Origin of the sequence: Micromonospora sp. CA-246542 (genome assembly GCF_050942905.1) — a bacterium.
GTDB lineage: Bacteria > Actinomycetota > Actinomycetes > Mycobacteriales > Micromonosporaceae > Micromonospora.
Genome location: NZ_CP192040.1, coordinates 6,013,838 through 6,030,031, shown reverse-complemented (window position 1 = coordinate 6,030,031; position 16,194 = coordinate 6,013,838). Strand labels below are relative to the sequence as shown.

The following is a 16,194-nucleotide window of genomic DNA, read 5'->3' as shown; positions in this document are numbered from 1 at the left end:
CTCACTCCTCCCAGTCGAGCGTGCGCTGGACGGCCTTGCGCCACTGACGCAACTCCCGCTCGCGCAGCTCGGCGGCCATCGTCGATTCCCACTGCGCATCGGAGCGCCACTGCGCGCGCAGGGTGGTGAGGTCGGGCCAGAAGCCCACCGCCAGGCCCGCGGCGTACGCGGCGCCCAGGCAGGTGGTCTCGGTGATCCGGGAGCGGACCACCGGGACGTCGAGCACGTCGGCGAGGAACTGCATGAGCAACGTGTTGGCGGTCATCCCGCCGTCCACCCGGAGTCGACGCAGCGCCACGTCGGAGTCGGCGTCCATCGCGTCGACCACCTCGCGGGTCTGCCACGCCGACGCCTCCAGCGCCGCCCGGGCCAGGTGTCCCTTGGTGATGTAGCCCGTCAGGCCGGCGATCACCCCGCGCGCGTCGCTGCGCCAGTGCGGGGCGAAGAGACCCGAGAACGCCGGCACGATGTAGCAGCCGCCGTTGTCGTCCACGGTGCGGGCCAGGTCCTCCACCTCGGCCGCGGAGGAGATCAACCCGAGGTTGTCCCGCAGCCACTGCACCAGCGATCCGGTGACCGCGATGGCGCCCTCCAGGGCGTACGCCGGTGGTTGGTCCTTGATCCGGTAGGCGACCGTGGTGAGCAGGCCGTGCGTGGACGGCACCGGGGTGGCGCCCGTGTTGAGCAGGAGGAAGCTGCCGGTGCCGTAGGTGCACTTGGCCTCGCCGGGCTGGAAGCAGGTCTGCCCGAACAGGGCGGCCTGCTGGTCGCCGAGCGCGCTGGCCACCGGCACCCCGGCGAGCACTCCGCGGGCCGTCCCGTACACCTCGGCCGAGCAGCGGATCTCGGGCAGCATCGCGGCCGGCACGCCCAGCGCGTCCAGCAGTTCCGGAGCCCAGTCGAGGGTGGTGAGGTCCATCAGCAGGGTCCGGCTGGCGTTGGTCACGTCGGTGACGTGCTCACCGGTGAGCTTCCAGATCAGCCAACTGTCCATCGTGCCGAACAGCACCTCGCCGCGTTCCGCGCGCTCGCGTAGGCCGTCGACCTCGTCGAGCAGCCATCGCAGCTTCGGGCCGGCGAAGTAGGTGGCCAACGGAAGACCCGTACGGGCCCGGAACCAGTCCTCGCCGTACGCCGAGGCCAGCTCGCGCAGCAGCGGGCCGGTGCGGGTGTCCTGCCAGACCACGGCGTTGGCTATCGGCCGGCCGGTGGCCCGGTCCCAGACGACGGTGGTCTCCCGCTGGTTGGTGATGCCCACGGCGGCGAGTCCCGACGGAGTGACGCCGGCGGACCGCAGCGCCTCGGCGACCACCTGCTGGACGTTGTCCCAGATCTCCTCGGCGTCGTGCTCCACCCACCCGGGCCGGGGAAAGATCTGCCGGTGCTCGCGCTGGGCCGCTGCGACGACGTCCCCGGCGGCGTCGAACACGATGCACCGCGAGGAGGTGGTGCCCTGGTCGATGGCGGCGACGTACTGGGGGGTCACGGCAGCACCGTACCCGCAGTGGCGGCATGGTGCGACACGCGTCACGTCGGCCCGGCGTCGCCTACGATGTGCGAACGTGCGTGACATCGCCGTTTTCAGTGGAACTGCCCATCCCGACCTCGCCGCCGAGATCTGCGCCCACCTGGGGGTGCCGCTGCATCCGGTACGGGTCTCCCGGTTCGCCAACGACTGTCTCGAGGTGCAGTTGCAGGCCAACTGCCGGGAGCGGGACGTCTTCCTGATCCAGCCGCTGGTGCCACCCGTGCAGGAAAATCTGGTCGAGCTGCTGCTGATGATCGACGCGGCGCGCGGCGCGTCCGCCGGCCGGATCACGGTGGTGCTCCCGCACTACGCGTACGCCCGCTCGGACAAGAAGGACGCGCCACGGATCTCGATCGGCGCCCGGCTCGTCGCCGACCTGCTGACCTCGGCGGGAGCGGACCGCGTGCTGGCGCTGACCCTGCACTCGCCGCAGGTGCACGGCTTCTTCAGCGTCCCCGTCGACCACCTGCACGCGCTGCGGGAGCTCGCCACGCACTTCCGGCGGTACGACCTGAGCAACACCGTGGTGGTCTCGCCCGACCTGGGTAACGCCAAGGAGGCCGCCGCCTTCGCCCGGCTGCTCGGCACGCCCGTCGCGGCCGGCGCGAAGCAGCGGTTCAGCGACGACCTGGTCAAGATCAGCGCGGTGATCGGTGAGGTGGCCGACCGGGACGTCATCGTGCTGGACGACGAGATCGCCAAGGGCAGCACCGTGATCGAGCTGATGGAGCACCTGCGCGACCTGAAGGTCCGCTCGATCCGGCTGGCCTGTACGCACGGCCTGTTCTCCGGCGACGCGCTGCGCCGGCTCAGCGACCAGGACGGCGTATTGGAGATCGTCTGCACCAACACGGTCCCCATCCCGGCCGAGAAGCGGGTGGCGAAGCTCCAGGTCCTCTCGGTCGCCCCGGCTCTGGCCGAGGCGATGCGCCGGATCCACAACGGCGAGTCGGTCTCCGCCCTCTTCGGCTGACCCCACCACCCCGCCCCGCCCCTCGCCTCGCCTCGCCTCGCCGATCTTGCACTTTGTGCTGCCCAAATGTCGCCTTGGGACCGCTTCGTCGCCACCGAAAGTGCAAGATCGACGCGGCGGGGGCGGGGCGCGGCGGGGGTGGGGTGGGGTGGGTTAGGGGGTGCGGAGGGTGGTGGTGATTCGGACGGTGGTGCCGGCCGAGCTGGTGGCGATCTCCATCGCGTCGGTCAGCTCGCGGGCCAGCCAGAGGCCCCATCCGCCGGCGGTCTCCGCGGCGGGACGGCTCCGGTCGCCGAGGCGCTGCGGGGTGATGCCGTGCCCGTGGTCCGCCACCTCGCAGAGCAGCTCGCCGGGCTCCTGCCAGAGCCGGAGCCACCCGCGCCCGCCGCCGTGACGCACCGCGTTGGTGATCAGTTCGTTGACGGCGAGCACGAAGTCGTCCAGCCGTTGGCCGTCGAGCCCGCAGGCGTGCGCGCAGGAGGTGACCGAGTGTCGAATCTCGGTCACCTGGGCCTGGTCGAAGGCCTCGGCGATCAGGAGGGAGGGTTCGATGGGCACAACCGTACGCGGTGCGTGCGGATCTGCATTCGTCATGGCCCTGTCCCGGCGGCGGATCTCGGAATATTTCGCGGCTTTTCAACCGTACGTCAGGGTTTCCCGGACCGCACCACGTGGCCCCCGCGCCACCGACCCGGCTGTGGCATCCTGACCGCCATGCCGTCGCCGCCAGGTGGTTTCGAGGTGCCGCTCTGGCGGGCGCTCACCGTCTTCCGGCTGGCCTCCCTCGCGTACGTCGGCGTACTCGCCGTACGCGACGCCGACCGGTACGCCCACCCGATCATCGTCGGCGCACTGGTGCTGGTGATGGTCATCTGGACCGGGGTGGCCGCCGTCGCGTACGCCCGACCGGCCTGGCGTCGCTGGCCACTGCTGCTGGTCGACCTCGGCGTGGTGATCGCCATCGTGCTGTCCAGCCCGTGGGCGGTGGGGCGGCAGGCGCTCGGGCACGGCGTACCCACTCTCGGGGTGGCCTGGATGGCCGGCCCGGTGCTGGCCTGGGCCGTCTCCGGCGGCCGGCGGCGCGGCACGGTGGCCGCGCTGCTGGTGGCCGGCGCGGACCTGGCCACCCGGGAGCGGATCGGCCAGTCCTCCTTCACCGGGGTGATCCTGCTGCTGCTCGCCGGGGTGGTGGTCGGGCACGTCGCCCGGCTCGCCGTGCGCGCCGAGGAACGCCTGCAACACGCGGTGGAGTTGGAGGCGGCCACCCGGGAGCGGGAGCGGTTGGCCCGCGGCATCCACGACTCGGTCCTGCAGGTGCTGGCGTTGGTGCAGCGGCGCGGCGCGCACCTGCCCGGTGAGGCCGGGGAGTTGGCCCGGCTCGCCGGTGAGCAGGAGGCCGCGCTGCGCGCTCTGATCGCCGGCACCACGCCCGCCGGAGTCACCGGGACGGACGCGGTGGACCTGCGGGACCTGCTCGGCCGGTACGCCTCGACGGTGGTGTCGCTCTCGGCGCCCGCCACAGCGGTGACCCTGCCCCGGCAGGTGGCTGGTGAGTTGGCGGCCGCCACCGGCGCGGCCCTGGACAATGTCGGCCGCCACGCCGGGGGACGGGCCTGGGTGCTGGTCGAGGACGAGGGGGAGACCGTGACCGTGTCGATCCGTGACGAGGGGCCGGGCATCGAAGAGGGCCGACTGGCCGAGGCCGCCGCGCAGGGGCGGCTCGGTGTCGCCCAGTCGATCCGCGGCCGGGTGACCGACCTGGGCGGGACGGTCCGGATCATGTCGAGCCCCGACGCCGGCACCGAGATCGAGCTGACCGTGCCGAGGACGCGGCCGTGAACGCCGTTCGGGTGATGGTGGTCGACGACCATCCAATGTGGCGCGAGGGCGTGGCCCGGGACCTGGCGGAGGCCGGCTTCCTGGTCGTGGCGACCAGCGGCGAGGGGCGGCAGGCGATCCGGATCGGCGCCGCCGCCCGACCCGACGTGGTCGTGCTCGACCTGCAACTACCGGACATCTCCGGGGTCGAGGTCGTCGTCGGGCTGCGCGCCGTCCTGCCCGCCGTGCGGGTGCTCATGCTCAGTGCCAGTGGCGAGGAGCAGAGCGTGCTCGACGCCGTCAAGGCGGGTGCCACCGGCTACCTGGTGAAGTCGACGGCGCCCGGCGAGTTCCTCGACGCGGTACGTCGTACCGCCAACGGCGACCCGGTCTTCACGCCCGGCCTGGCGGGGCTGGTGCTGGGGGAGTACCGCCGGTTGGCCGCCGGGCCGGAGGCCGGCACGGCCGACGACGGTGAGCCGGGGACGCCCCGGCTCACCACCCGGGAGACGGAGGTGCTGCGTCTGGTGGCGAAGGGGCTGTCGTACAAGCAGATCGCCGAGCGGCTCGGCCTGTCCCACCGTACGGTGCAGAACCACGTGCAGAACACGTTGGGCAAGCTGCACCTGCACAACCGTGTCGAGTTGACCCGCTACGCCATCGAGCGTGGCCTGGACGACTGACCGGGCCTCAGACCGAGCGCGGCGGCTCGGTCTCGTGGATGGCCAGCTCCTCCGCGGTAGCCCCGCCGCCGGCCGAGCCCGCGTCGTACGCCACGGAGTCGGTCTCCTGGTCGGTGTGCGCCCCCTCGTCCGGTTCCACCAGCCGGCCCACGGTGGCGTCGGCGACCGTGCCGAGTCGACCGTGGTCGTAGAGGGAGACCGGCGAGTTGGGGTCCGACGTGGGACCGGGGTCCATCACGTCGGCGTCGAGCTGGGCCTCCGCCGCGGCGGCCTCGTTCTCCGCCTCGAAGGCGATCTTCGGGTCGACCGGGCCGGCGAGCGGGTCGTCCACCGGGCGTTCGTAGACCTCCCGGTCGAGCTTGTAGTCCAACGACTCCCCGTCCAGCTGCTCCTCGGCGGTCGTCCCGAAGCGGTCCACCGCCACCGGCGTACGGTCGCCGGGGATCTGGGCCGGCTCCGGACCGTCCGCCTCACGCCCGGTCAGGACGTCGTCGTAGGCGGTCGAGTCGTCGTCGGCGGTGTCGGGCAGACCCTCCGCCTCGGTGTCGGACACGGGGGTCGGGAACTCGTTGTCGCGCATGTCTGATCACTACCCGCTGCCCTCCCGCCGTAACCGGGGCAGGGCCCGTCATCAGCGGAGCGACCGGGAGCGGCGGTTGATCGCCGCCATCGTGCCGACGGCCGTGCCCGCCGCGGCGAGACCGAACGCGGCAGTCATCCGCACCAACTGACGCCGTCGGCCGTGCCAACCGCCGTCGCGGCTGGCCTGCCCGTCGGCGTGGAACACGTTGCCCGTGCTGTCCAGCCGGGCGCCCGGGCCGAACTGGGTGCGGTGGGTGTACCAGCCGAGGGTCCGCTCGACCAACGCCGGCGCCAGCCGCCACTGGAGGCCGATCAGCCGGGCGGCCCCACCGGCGTACGCCTCCCGGCGTGGCCGGCGCAGCAACCGCACGATCGTCTGGGCGACGACCTCCGGCGGGTAGACCGGCGGGGGCGGCACCAGCTCCCGACCGCTGTGGTTGGCCGCGTGCCGGAAGAACGGGGTGTCGATGGTGGCCGGCAGCACGGTGCAGACGGATATCTGCCCCCGACCGGTGACCCGCAGTTCCTGCCGGACGGTGTCGGCCAGGCCGCGGATGCCGTGTTTGGCGGCGTTGTACGCCGACTGGTACGGCATCGCCACCTCGGCCAGCACCGAGGCGTTGTTGACCAGGACGCCCCCGCCGGCCGCTTCCAGGTGCGGCAGCGCGGCCTTGATGCCGTGCACCGTGCCCAGCAGGTTGACCTCCAGCACCCGCCGGAACTCGGCGACCGGGATCTCGTCGAACAGACCCACCGCGCTCACCGCGGCGTTGTTCACCCAGGCGTCGACGCGGCCGAATTCGACCACCGCGCGCTCGGCCAGGCGCTGCACGGAGTCGAGGTCGGTCACGTCGGTGGGTACGGCCAGCGCGCGGCCGCCCAGTTGCCGGCAGCGCTGCGCGACCTGCTGTAGCGCCTGCTCGCTGCGCGCGGCGAGGACCACGGCGGCACCACGCCGCGCCAACGCGTACGCGGTGGCCGTGCCGATCCCGCTGGACGCGCCGGTGATCACCACGGTCGAGTCGTCGAGGCTCCGGGTCAGCGGCATCTCCCAGCGGTACCCCGGGTCGGGGCCGGTCATACCAACGACCGGCGAGGTTCCGATTCGGGGCCGCTGTGATTGCCGTGGCGCAAGTGTCGGTGGCACTCGCGGTGACTGTTCCCGATCTGCCAGGTTTCGACTCGGCGCCCGCAGGTTAATGGGACGCTCTGACCGGGACCGCCGAGGAAAAGATCGCAGGGAGGTGACCCATGCGCGTCGGCCTCGTCTGCGCGCACAGCAGTTCGTACCGGCACGCCGACGGCCCGCCGGTCGGCACTCGACAACACATTGCGCGGGTCGCCGCCGAGTTGGCTGGTAGAGGCCATGATGTCCGGATCTACGAGCGCCGGGACGACCCGGAGCTGCCGGCGACGCTGGACGTCGACGGCTACCGGGTGCACCGGGTGCCCGTCGGTCCGCCGACCGCCCTGCCCACGGCCGGACTCGTCCCGCACGTCACCGAGTTCGGGCGCTGGCTGACCGACGAGTGGGGCGGCGCCTGGCGCCCCGAGGTGGTGCACGGGCACTACTGGATCGGTGGGCTGGCTGCCGCGCACGCCGTTCGGGAGACCGACATTCCGGTCGTACAGACCTTCCACTCGCTCGGTGTGGAGCAGCTGCGCCACCTCGGCGGCGGGTACGACGGCCCGGGGGAGCGCATCCCGCTGGAACGGGCGTTGACCCGGGCGGTGGACATCGCCGTGGCCCAGTCCAACGACGAGGTCGACGAGTTGACCCGGATGGGTCTGCAACGGACATCCGTGGCGATGGTGCCGGCCGGGGTGGACACCGCGCAGTTCCACCCGGACGGCGAGGCGGCTCCGCGCGAACAGCGGTCCCGGATCCTCTCCGTCGGCGGGCTGTCCCCGGGCCACGGCCAGGACGACCTGATCCGGGCGATGCGGCTGGTCGGTGACGCCGAGTTGGTGATCGCCGGTGGCCCACCGGCCGACCAACTGTCCCACCACACCGAGGCACGCCGCCTGCGCGAACTGGCCGAGCGCGCCGGGGTCGCCGAGCAGGTACGCCTCGTCGGAGCGGTACCGCACGACCAGATGGCGACCTGGTACCGCTCGGCCGACGTGGTGGCCTGCACTCCGCACTACTCCTCGGCCGGACGCGTCTCCCTGGAGGCGATGGCGTGCGGGGTACCGGTGGTCGGCTACGCGATGGGCGGCCTGGCGGACGCCGTCGTCGACGAGGTCACCGGCCGCCTCGTGCCACCCGGTGACGTCCGGACGCTGGGGCTGACCCTGCGCCGGCTGCTCGCCGACAACGCCGGCCGGTTCGCCTACGGTCACGCCGCCGTGGACCGGGTCCGTAGCAGCTACACCTGGGAACGGACCGCCGCCGCGCTGGAACGCCTCTACGAGCGGGTCGCGAGCCGCCGCAAGCCCGTCGAGGCCTGAAAGTCGCAAGCCCGTCGAGCCGCCTGAGAGACGGCAGAGCCCACGCCGCGTCCGCGGGACACGGCGTGGGCTCTCGTCTCAGGCGGCTCGGCCGGCGGCGACCATGTCCCGGTTACTGCGGCGGGCCGCCGCGCGCTGCTGCTGCGGCTGGGCGTACCGGGTCAGGCCGATCACGGCCGCCAGGGTGACCAGGAAACCGGCGGCGGCCAGCCACTCCCGCCCCGGCCAGATCTTGTCGTTGAGCAGCAGCAGGCCGACGATCGCCGCGGGCACCGCTCCGGCGGCGTCCATGGCGGCGACCGCCGCGGTCGTCGAACCGCGCTGCATGGCCAGGCCGAGCAGCAGTTGGCCGACGATCGAGTGGCCGATCAGCAGATAGAACAGCGGGTCGGCGAGGAACGCCTCGGCCGACGGCGCGGAGGCCAGCGGTCGGGCCGCGACGGCAGCCGACGAGAACGCCAGACCGGCCAGCGAGCCCAGCGCCACCGAACCGGGGGCGCCGTGCAGTCGGACGGCGAAGAAGCCGAGCACGGCGATGACCCCGAGCGCCACCAGCAGGGCTATCGAGCCGGCGGTGCCGAGCTGCTTCGACGGCGCCGGCCGCGCGGCCAGCACCAGCGCGGTGATCCCGGCGAAGAGCAGGGCCAGCAGGGCCACCTCGGCCATCGGCAACCGCCACTTCAACACGAGCACACCGATGATCGCGGTCACCCCGAGCCCGGCCGCCACGCTCGCCTGCACCAGGAACAGGGGCAGATCGCGCCGGGCCAGGAAGGCGAGCACGAAACCGCCGATCTGACAGATCAGCCCGACCAGGTACGTCCGGTGCCCGGCCAGTCTCAGCAGCAGACCCGGATCGAAGGTGTGGTGCACCGTGGTGCGCGCCGCGGCCACCGACTGGAGAAGGTTGGCGAAGCCGTACGCGACGATCATCGCCGCGAGGAAGCACCAGCCGGAGGAGACCACCTGGCGAGGATAGAGGTTGTCGGCAGTCAGCGCTCGGCTGGTCGATCCAGACGGGCGAGGATGTCGGCGTGCAGCACACCGTTGGTGGCCACCACGCTGCTCTCGGTGCCGGGCTCGCCCGCCGGCGCGGGTCGACCGGTCAGATCGGTGATCGTGCCGCCCGCCTCGGTGACGATCGGCACCAGCGCCGCCACGTCCCACAGGGACAGTTCCGGCTCGACCATCACCTCCAACGCGCCCTCGGCCAACAGCATGTAGCCGTAGAAGTCGCCGTACGCCCGGCTGCGCCAGCCGGCCCGCAGCAGGTCGAGCAGCGCGTCGAGCCGCCCGGCGTCCTCCCAGCCGGTCAGCGACGAGTAGCAGACGCTCGCGTCGCCGACGTCGCGTACCGCCGAGACGCCGATCCGCTCGCCCGCGTCGGGACCGGGACCGGCGTACGCGCCCGCGCCCGCGCTCGCCCACCAGCGCCGTCCCAACGCGGGCGCGGACACCACGCCGACCGCCGGCCGGTCACCGTCGTACAGCGCGATGAGGCTGGCCCACACCGGCACCCCACGGACGAAGTTCTTGGTGCCGTCGATCGGGTCGACGATCCACCGGCGGCCACCCGGCTCGGCGGCCGGCTGCGCGCCGTACTCCTCACCGAGCAGCCCGTCGGCGGGCCGGTGCTCGGTCAGCAGCGCGCGGATCTCCCGCTCGACGGCGGTGTCCGCGTCGGAGACCGGTGTCAGGTCCGGCTTCGTGTCCACCCGCAGGTCGAGCGCCCGGAACCGGGCCGTGGCGATGGCGTCGGCGCGGTCGGCGAGCAGGTGGGCGAGGGCGAGGTCGTCGGCGTACCCGGTCATGCCGGCAACCTAGCCGACGCCCGCCGCGTCACTCGTCGGGCCCGCGCCGGTCACCCTCGCCGGGTCCGCGTTGGTCGCTGTCGCCGCGGGCGTCGCCGTCGCCGGCCCGGGAGGCGAGCAACCGGCGGTACGACGCCAGCCGGCGTGGGTCGGCCTTGCCCGCGGCCACCCAGGCGTCCAGCCCGCAGTCGGCCTCGTCGGCCGTGTGCGGGCAGTTGGGCGGGCAGTCGACGGTGCCCTCCACCAGGTCGGGGAACCCGTGCAGCAGGCTGTCGGCGGAGACGTGCGCCAGCCCGAAACTACGGATGCCCGGGGTGTCGATGATCCAGCCCGGATCGGTGTCGACGCCGGGCACCGGTGGCAGCCGCAGCGCCACCGCGCTGGTGGAGGTGTGCCGACCGCGACCGATGGCGCTGACCACCCCGACCGCGCGCGCGGCGTCCGGGACGAGGCGGTTCACCAAGGTCGACTTGCCCACTCCGGAGTGCCCGACCAGCACCGACACCTTGCCGCTCAGCAGCGCGCGCAGCGCGCCCAGGTCGGAGTCGGGACGGTTGAGCACGTACGGCAGCTCCAGCTCCGTGTAGTAGCCCAGCACCTCCTCCGGCCCGGCCAGGTCGGCCTTGGTGAGGCAGAGCAGCGGGTCGACGTCCGCGTCGTACGCGGCCACCAGGCAGCGGTCGATGAACCCGGTGCGCGGCGGCGGGTCGGCCAACGCGCTGACGATCACCAACTGGTCCGCGTTGGCCACGACGACACGTTCCAACCGGCCCTCGGCGGTGGTCTCGTCGTCGTCGGCCGTGCGGCGCAGCACCGAGCGGCGCTCGGCGATCCGGACGATGCGGGCGAGAGCGCCCTGCGCGCCGGAGGTGTCGCCGACGAGGCTGACCCGGTCACCCACGACCACCGACTTGCGGCCCAGCTCCCGGGCCCGCATCGCGGTCACCGTCGGCAGCTCGGCGCCGACCGCCCCCCGTTCGGCGCCGGACAGCACACACTGGTAGCGCCCCCGGTCGACGGCGATGACGAAGCCGTCCACCGCGTCGGAGTGCCGGGGCCGGGTGCGCGTACGCGGACGCGACGACTTCCCGGGCCGTACCCGTACGTCGTCCTCGTCGTACTCCCGCCGCTTGGTCGCCAGGACCCGTCCCCTTCTCGCGTCAGCTCTCAGTGAGCGTCCGGGACGCTCACTTTCCGGTCACCATCGCAGACCATAGTGCCGGGAACTCGGGCATGGTCTTGGAGGTACAGCCGACGTCGTCCACCTCGATGCCCGGTACGGCGAGCCCGGCCACCGCCGCGGCGTGCGCCATGCGGTGGTCGTGGTAGGTGCGGAAGACCCCGCCGCGCAGCGGCCGGGGCCGGATCGCCAGACCGTCCGGCGTCTCGGTGACGTCGGCCCCGAGCGCGGTGAACTCCTGCGCGAGGGCGGCGAGCCGGTCGGTCTCGTGGCCGCGGATGTGCTCGACGCCGGTGAGGACCGAGGGCGAGTCGGCGAGCATGGCCAGCGCGGTCAGCACCGGGGTCAGCTCGCTGACGTCGGAGAGGTCGGCGGTCAGGCCGTGCACCACCCCGGTGCCCCGGACGGTCAGCCCGTCGGTGGAGAGGGTGACCTCGCCGCCCATCCGCTGCAACAGCGAGCGGAGTTGCTCGACCGGCTGCGCGCTGCGGTGCGGCCAGCCCTGGAGCGTCACCTCACCGCCGGTGACCAGGGCGGCGGCGAAGAACGGCATCGCTCCGGAGAGGTCCGGCTCGATGTCCCAGCCGCGCCCGGTGAGGGGGCCGGGCTCGACGGTCCACACGTCGGGGGTGCTGTCGTCGACGGCGGCGCCGGCGGCCCGCAGCATCTGCACGGTCATCCGCAGGTGCGGCGCGGAGGGCACGGGCGGGCCGACATGGCGTACCACCACGCCCCGGTCGAAGCGCGGGGCGGCCAGCAACAACGCGGAGACGAACTGGCTGGACACGGACGCGTCGATCGTCACCTCGCCGCCGGTGACCCGACCGGTGCCGAGCACGGTCAGCGGCAGGCTGCCGGTGCCGGCGACGTCGATCCGGACGCCCAGCGAGCGCAGCGCGTCGACCAGTCGGCCGAGCGGCCGGGTCCGGACGTACGGGTCACCGTCGAAGGTGACCTGCCCGTCGGTCAGGCCGGCCACCGGCGGCAGGAACCGCATCACGGTGCCGGCCAGCCCCACGTCCACGTGGGCGGGGCCGACCAGCGGGTGCGGCCGGACCAGCCAGCGCTCGTCGTCACTGATCGAGACGTGCGCGCCCATCGCGCGCAGACCGGCGGACATCAGCTCGGTGTCCCGGGCGCGCAGTGGCTCGGCCAGGGTCGACGGCCCGGCGGCCAGGGCGCTGAGCACCAGGGCGCGTGCGGTCATCGACTTGGAGCCGGGTAGGCGCAGCGTCGCCACCACCGGATCGGACGCGGTCGGTGCGGCCCACGGCTGTGGCGGCCGGGTCGCGGTCAGATTCCCCACGGTCACATTCTGCCCTGTCGGCGGGTGGCTGACGTCGGCCGGCTTGCGTACTCCCGGTTGGCGGGACAGCAGGCGGGGCCCTCGGCGGGTTAGCGTGAGCGCATGTGCGGCAGGTACGCGACGACCCGGGGCGCCGGTGAGCTGAGCGCCCTGTTCGAGTCGTCCGACGACACCGACGGGGTGCTCCGGCCGGATCACAACGTCGCGCCCACCGATCGCGTCCCGCTGGTCCGGCTCAGCCCCGAGGAGCACCGCAGTCTCTGCGTCGCCCGCTGGGGTCTGCTGCCGCACTGGTCGCGGTCCGCCGCCGGCGCCGCCCGCATGATCAACGCACGGGCCGAGACGGTGGCGACCAGCCGGGCGTACGCCGGCTCGTTCGCCCGCCGCCGGTGCCTCGTCCCGGCGGACGGCTGGTACGAGTGGGTCCGTCGGCCCGATGGCGGCCGGCAGGCGTACTTCATGACCCCGGCCGACGGATCGGTGCTCGCCCTGGCCGGGATCTGGTCGTTCTGGGAGTCCGGGGTGGAAAGCCGGCTCACCTTCAGCGTGCTCACCACCGCGGCGCTCGGCGATCTGGCCGAGGTGCACGACCGGATGCCGGTGCTGCTGGCCCCCGAGCGGTGGTCGTCGTGGCTGACGCCGTGCGACGAGCCGGAGCGTCTGCTCGCGCCCGCGTCGTCCGACCTTCTCGCCGGCTTGGAGATCCGTCCGGTCGGGCCGGCGGTGGGCGACGTGCGCAACGACGGCCCGGAGTTGACCGCTCGCGTGTCTGTTTCGTCAATCTCGTCCCCACCGGAGTTGACCCTGTTCTGAGAATGAGAGGCATCGTCGAGCGCCGATTTGCCAGGTTCTGATCGATTCGTCGCCTGGCCGTTCAGCCATGTTCTTGAAAGCCCCTTGTCCCGGTGTCCGAAAGTGCGATACAACACAGCGCCGGTAGTGGCTGTCGGTTCGCACGGGGCGGACGACTTCACCGATCCTGCCGGTCCCACGGGGGAGGTGGGTGAAATGACACGGGCGCGTATGCCCCGCCCGCACGAGGTGGCTGCGGCACGTAGAGATCCGCGGCTGCTCAGGGCCCTACGAGAACGTCGACAGGACGAAGCGTGGCGCACCAGAGGAACGTGCCAGAGCGTCGATCCGGAGACGTTCTTTCCGGCACCTAACGAACCGGCGGACGCCGCCGTCGCACTCTGCCGCAGTTGCGACGTGCAGGGCTCCTGCCTGGCGTGGGCGTTGGAGGTCGGTGACTGTCACGGCGTCTGGGGGGCGACCACACCGCGCGAGCGGCGGGCGATGCTCGTCGCGTGGCGCGGCGAGGTCGAACCCGACCCGGACGCGGTCGACGACGCCGGCCCTCCGGTCCGCGACCGCCTGCTCACGCTGGTGCCGCTGAGCTGACCATGGCGTGCCGCTGAGCTGAGCCGACCAGCGCGGCGAACCGATCCCGGTGACCGGCCCGGTCGGCGCAGAATGGGCCGGTGCTGCCCAGCGAAGAGATCGACACCCCGCGCGGTCCGGCGCGGATCGACACCGACCCACCGGCCGGTCCGACCGTTGCGCCGGGCCGGGCGGTCGGCGTCGCGCCGGCTCGCGCCCCGGCCGCCCTGTTGGTGCTCGGCCACGGGGCGGGCGGCAGCGTGGACGCCCCGACCTGCTCGCGGTTCGGGACGCGGCGGTCACCGCCGGCCTGACGGTGATCCGGGTGACGCAGCCCTACCGCGTCGCCGGCCGTCGCGCGCCGGCCCCCGCCGGGCACCTCGACGAGGCGTGGACGGCGGTGCTGACCGCGCTGCGCGAGCGGCACACCGACGTACCCACCATCCTGGTCGGTGGCCGTTCCAGTGGCGCGCGGGTCGCCTGCCGGACGGCCGGCGCGGTCGGCGCGGCCGGCGTCCTCGCGCTGGCCTTTCCGCTGCACCCACCCGGCAAGCCGGAGCGGTCCCGGGCGGCCGAACTCGCCACCGGCCTGCCGACGCTCGTCGTCAACGGCGACCGGGATCCGTTCGGCGTGCCCGGGTCCGGGCCGGGCGTACAGGTCGTGACCCGGCCGGGGGAGACGCACGACCTGCGACGCGACCCGGCCGGGACGGCGGTGGTCGTCCGGGACTGGCTGCGCTCCCACGGTTGGACGGCCGACTGACCTCGGGGACCGTTTCCGCTGCTGGGCGCGGGTCGTTGCATCCGATGGTGCCGCCCGCCCGAACCGGACAGGTGTCACCAGTCCTCCCAGGCCCTTCCTGGTCCCAGCGCCGGCGTCACCGGCGCCGGGACCAGGAACGGGAGAGCCGGACGGAATGCCCCAGTGGTCATCTCGCGTTACTAACCCCGGACGACTTTTCTGCGAGGGGGGTGACCGGTGCCGACCGAGACACGAAGCCTGGAACGGGACGAGCGGGACGCCCGGCAGCTACGGCGGCTGCTGGATGGCCCGGACTGGCCCGTGACAGCGGGACCGGGCGGGGTGGGTGCGGTGAGCACGAGCACACCGGCCGGAAGTGAATCTGTGGGCAGGTCCGTGCGCGTATCCTCGGCGGGAAAGCATCCGACGCGAGGGGATGTGCGGTTGACCACCGAGAAGACGGACGAGCGCAGGGCCCGGTTCGAACGGGACGCGATGCCATTCGTCGATCAGCTCTACGCTGCTGGGCTGCGCATGACGCGTAACCCGGCGGATGCCGAAGACCTGGTCCAGGAGACGTACCTGAAGGCGTACGCCGCCTTCCACCAGTTCGAGCAGGGCACGAACCTGAAGGCCTGGCTCTACCGGATCCTGACCAACACCTACATCAACTCCTACCGCAAGCGGCAGCGCCAGCCGATCCAGGCGCCGACCGAGGAGATCACCGACTGGCAGCTCGCCGAGGCCGAGTCGCACACCTCCAGCGGTCTGCGTTCGGCCGAGACCGAGGCTCTGGACCGGCTGCCGGACAGCGACGTCAAGGAAGCCCTCCAGCAGTTGCCGGAGGAGTTCCGCCTGGCTGTCTACCTCACCGACGTCGAGGGCTTCTCCTACAAGGAGGTCGCCGACATCATGGGCACGCCGATCGGCACCGTGATGTCGCGTCTGCACCGCGGCCGTCGTAATCTGCGCAAGCTGCTCGAGCAGTACGCCGCGGAGCGGGGCTTCAGCCCGGCCCGGTCCGCGAAGGGCTCGACCGCTGCCGCTGCCAGCCGGGAGGTGTGACGTGAGCTGTGGAGAGCCGCACGAGACGGACTGCCGCGAGGTGCTCGCGGAGGTCTACCTCTACCTGGATCTCGAGTGCGCCGACGAGCGGCGCGCGCTGATCCGGCACCACCTCGACGAGTGCGGGCCGTGCCTGCGCGAGTACGGGCTCGAGCAGGAGGTGCGGGCGCTGGTCGCGCGTTGCTGCGGCAACGAGACCGCGCCGGACCAGCTGCGTGAGCGGCTTCGGGTGAAGCTCACCGAGCTGGTGGTCTTCGAGACGAGCGATTCCCGCGAACTGGCCGACTGAGCGTCGGCGTACCAAGCACGAAGCACACACGCCGGTGGCCCGGGTCGATACCGACCTGGGCCACCGGTGTACCCGGCCTCGGCCGGGCTGAGCTGACCGTCGACGGGCTGTCGGCCCGTCGGCACGTTCAGGAGTTGGGGCGCTTACCGTGGTTCGCGCTGCTCTTCTTCCGGGCCTTCTTCTTCCGGGCCTTCTTCGCCATGCTGACCTCCTCGTGATGGGTCGGATCCGTCTCGCGCGCGGCCTCGCGCCGGTTGCACCCACGCCGCCGCCCGGCGTCGGGTCCGACCCGCTGATGGTAGTGCGACCGACCCCCCGTCCCTGCCGCCGGGGCCGATCCGCGCCGCTGCGCACCCATGCCCCAGCCTCGCGTGATTGGATACGTC

Annotated in this window: 17 protein-coding genes and 1 pseudogene; 9 read left to right on the top strand and 9 right to left on the bottom strand. The window is 72.8% G+C overall.

The genetic code is table 11. The features are described from left to right. Position 1: 1 nt before the first annotated feature. Entirely contained in the window at positions 2-1,486 is a 1,485-nt protein-coding gene (gene glpK / locus ACQP0N_RS27950) for a glycerol kinase GlpK (protein ID WP_433115295.1), read from the bottom strand. Between the two features lie 76 nt (positions 1,487-1,562). Here glpK and ACQP0N_RS27945 point away from each other — a divergent pair, with 76 nt between their 5' ends. Then, on the top strand, positions 1,563-2,501 hold the full coding sequence (locus ACQP0N_RS27945; RefSeq protein ID WP_357125905.1) for a ribose-phosphate diphosphokinase: 939 nt from the start codon (positions 1,563-1,565) through the stop codon (positions 2,499-2,501). 153 nt (positions 2,502-2,654) lie between these two features. Here the strand turns inward: ACQP0N_RS27945 and ACQP0N_RS27940 are convergent, their stop codons facing one another. Then, a complete protein-coding gene (locus ACQP0N_RS27940) occupies positions 2,655-3,095 on the bottom strand; it encodes an ATP-binding protein (RefSeq protein ID WP_433115293.1) in 441 nt (146 codons plus the stop codon). Positions 3,096-3,215: 120 nt separating this feature from the next. Between ACQP0N_RS27940 and macS the strand changes: the two genes are divergently transcribed. Next, complete coding sequence (gene macS / locus ACQP0N_RS27935) at positions 3,216-4,340, top strand: MacS family sensor histidine kinase (RefSeq protein WP_433115291.1); 1,125 nt, start codon at positions 3,216-3,218, stop codon at positions 4,338-4,340. A 14-nt stretch (positions 4,341-4,354) separates the two neighbouring features. Then, the gene (locus ACQP0N_RS27930; protein WP_433121864.1) at positions 4,355-5,002 is read left to right on the top strand and encodes a response regulator; all 648 of its coding nucleotides are present in this window, start codon (positions 4,355-4,357) and stop codon (positions 5,000-5,002) included. A 7-nt stretch (positions 5,003-5,009) separates the two neighbouring features. Here the strand turns inward: ACQP0N_RS27930 and ACQP0N_RS27925 are convergent, their stop codons facing one another. Together ACQP0N_RS27925 and ACQP0N_RS27920 are read right to left on the bottom strand one after the other, a co-directional pair. Next, complete coding sequence (locus ACQP0N_RS27925) at positions 5,010-5,582, bottom strand: DUF5709 domain-containing protein (protein WP_433115289.1); 573 nt, start codon at positions 5,580-5,582, stop codon at positions 5,010-5,012. A 51-nt stretch (positions 5,583-5,633) separates the two neighbouring features. Next, positions 5,634-6,665 carry an SDR family oxidoreductase gene (locus ACQP0N_RS27920; protein WP_433115287.1) on the bottom strand — a complete coding sequence of 344 codons (1,032 nt, stop codon included), beginning with the start codon at positions 6,663-6,665 and terminating at the stop codon, positions 5,634-5,636. 170 nt (positions 6,666-6,835) lie between these two features. Here ACQP0N_RS27920 and ACQP0N_RS27915 point away from each other — a divergent pair, with 170 nt between their 5' ends. After that, the gene (locus ACQP0N_RS27915) at positions 6,836-8,035 is read left to right on the top strand and encodes a glycosyltransferase (RefSeq protein ID WP_355050544.1); all 1,200 of its coding nucleotides are present in this window, start codon (positions 6,836-6,838) and stop codon (positions 8,033-8,035) included. Positions 8,036-8,113: 78 nt separating this feature from the next. Here ACQP0N_RS27915 and ACQP0N_RS27910 read toward each other — a convergent pair whose 3' ends face one another. The 4 genes from ACQP0N_RS27910 to aroA all read right to left on the bottom strand — a co-directional run bounded on the left by ACQP0N_RS27910 (position 8,114) and on the right by aroA (position 12,332). Next, positions 8,114-8,968, bottom strand: coding sequence for a hypothetical protein (locus ACQP0N_RS27910; protein ID WP_355050776.1), 855 nt, complete (start codon positions 8,966-8,968; stop codon positions 8,114-8,116). Between the two features lie 59 nt (positions 8,969-9,027). Further along, a complete protein-coding gene (gene hisN, locus ACQP0N_RS27905) occupies positions 9,028-9,846 on the bottom strand; it encodes a histidinol-phosphatase (protein ID WP_433115285.1) in 819 nt (272 codons plus the stop codon). Between the two features lie 28 nt (positions 9,847-9,874). Further along, entirely contained in the window at positions 9,875-10,885 is a 1,011-nt protein-coding gene (gene rsgA, locus ACQP0N_RS27900; RefSeq protein ID WP_433115283.1) for a ribosome small subunit-dependent GTPase A, read from the bottom strand. 148 nt (positions 10,886-11,033) lie between these two features. After that, a complete protein-coding gene (gene aroA / locus ACQP0N_RS27895) occupies positions 11,034-12,332 on the bottom strand; it encodes a 3-phosphoshikimate 1-carboxyvinyltransferase (protein WP_433115281.1) in 1,299 nt (432 codons plus the stop codon). A 102-nt stretch (positions 12,333-12,434) separates the two neighbouring features. Here aroA and ACQP0N_RS27890 point away from each other — a divergent pair, with 102 nt between their 5' ends. From ACQP0N_RS27890 to rsrA, 5 genes and pseudogenes are all read left to right on the top strand, one after another. Further along, positions 12,435-13,145 (top strand): SOS response-associated peptidase, encoded by a 711-nt coding sequence (locus ACQP0N_RS27890; RefSeq protein WP_433115279.1) that lies wholly within the window; start codon positions 12,435-12,437, stop codon positions 13,143-13,145. Between the two features lie 195 nt (positions 13,146-13,340). Beyond that, the gene (locus ACQP0N_RS27885; protein WP_355050539.1) at positions 13,341-13,733 is read left to right on the top strand and encodes a WhiB family transcriptional regulator; all 393 of its coding nucleotides are present in this window, start codon (positions 13,341-13,343) and stop codon (positions 13,731-13,733) included. An 80-nt stretch (positions 13,734-13,813) separates the two neighbouring features. After that, a pseudogene (locus ACQP0N_RS27880) lies at positions 13,814-14,475 on the top strand (alpha/beta hydrolase family protein). 216 nt (positions 14,476-14,691) lie between these two features. Next, complete coding sequence (locus ACQP0N_RS27875; protein WP_355050537.1) at positions 14,692-15,519, top strand: sigma-70 family RNA polymerase sigma factor; 828 nt, start codon at positions 14,692-14,694, stop codon at positions 15,517-15,519. Between the two features lies 1 nt (position 15,520). After that, positions 15,521-15,808, top strand: coding sequence for a mycothiol system anti-sigma-R factor (rsrA, locus tag ACQP0N_RS27870; RefSeq protein WP_355050536.1), 288 nt, complete (start codon positions 15,521-15,523; stop codon positions 15,806-15,808). 127 nt (positions 15,809-15,935) lie between these two features. Here the strand turns inward: rsrA and ACQP0N_RS27865 are convergent, their stop codons facing one another. Next, positions 15,936-16,010, bottom strand: coding sequence for a 50S ribosomal protein bL37 (locus ACQP0N_RS27865; protein ID WP_369752275.1), 75 nt, complete (start codon positions 16,008-16,010; stop codon positions 15,936-15,938). Between the last annotated feature and the right edge of the window lie 184 nt (positions 16,011-16,194).

Coding starts and splice junctions, on each gene's coding strand:
- ACQP0N_RS27940 (WP_433115293.1), bottom strand. CDS start 3,095: ATGACGAATGCAGATCCGCACGCACCGCGTACGGTTGTGCCCATCGAA.
- macS (WP_433115291.1), top strand. CDS start 3,216: ATGCCGTCGCCGCCAGGTGGTTTCGAGGTGCCGCTCTGGCGGGCGCTC.
- ACQP0N_RS27930 (WP_433121864.1), top strand. CDS start 4,355: ATGGTGGTCGACGACCATCCAATGTGGCGCGAGGGCGTGGCCCGGGAC.
- ACQP0N_RS27925 (WP_433115289.1), bottom strand. CDS start 5,582: ATGCGCGACAACGAGTTCCCGACCCCCGTGTCCGACACCGAGGCGGAG.
- ACQP0N_RS27920 (WP_433115287.1), bottom strand. CDS start 6,665: ATGACCGGCCCCGACCCGGGGTACCGCTGGGAGATGCCGCTGACCCGG.
- ACQP0N_RS27915 (WP_355050544.1), top strand. CDS start 6,836: ATGCGCGTCGGCCTCGTCTGCGCGCACAGCAGTTCGTACCGGCACGCC.
- ACQP0N_RS27910 (WP_355050776.1), bottom strand. CDS start 8,968: ATGATCGTCGCGTACGGCTTCGCCAACCTTCTCCAGTCGGTGGCCGCG.
- hisN (WP_433115285.1), bottom strand. CDS start 9,846: ATGACCGGGTACGCCGACGACCTCGCCCTCGCCCACCTGCTCGCCGAC.
- ACQP0N_RS27890 (WP_433115279.1), top strand. CDS start 12,435: ATGTGCGGCAGGTACGCGACGACCCGGGGCGCCGGTGAGCTGAGCGCC.
- ACQP0N_RS27885 (WP_355050539.1), top strand. CDS start 13,341: ATGACACGGGCGCGTATGCCCCGCCCGCACGAGGTGGCTGCGGCACGT.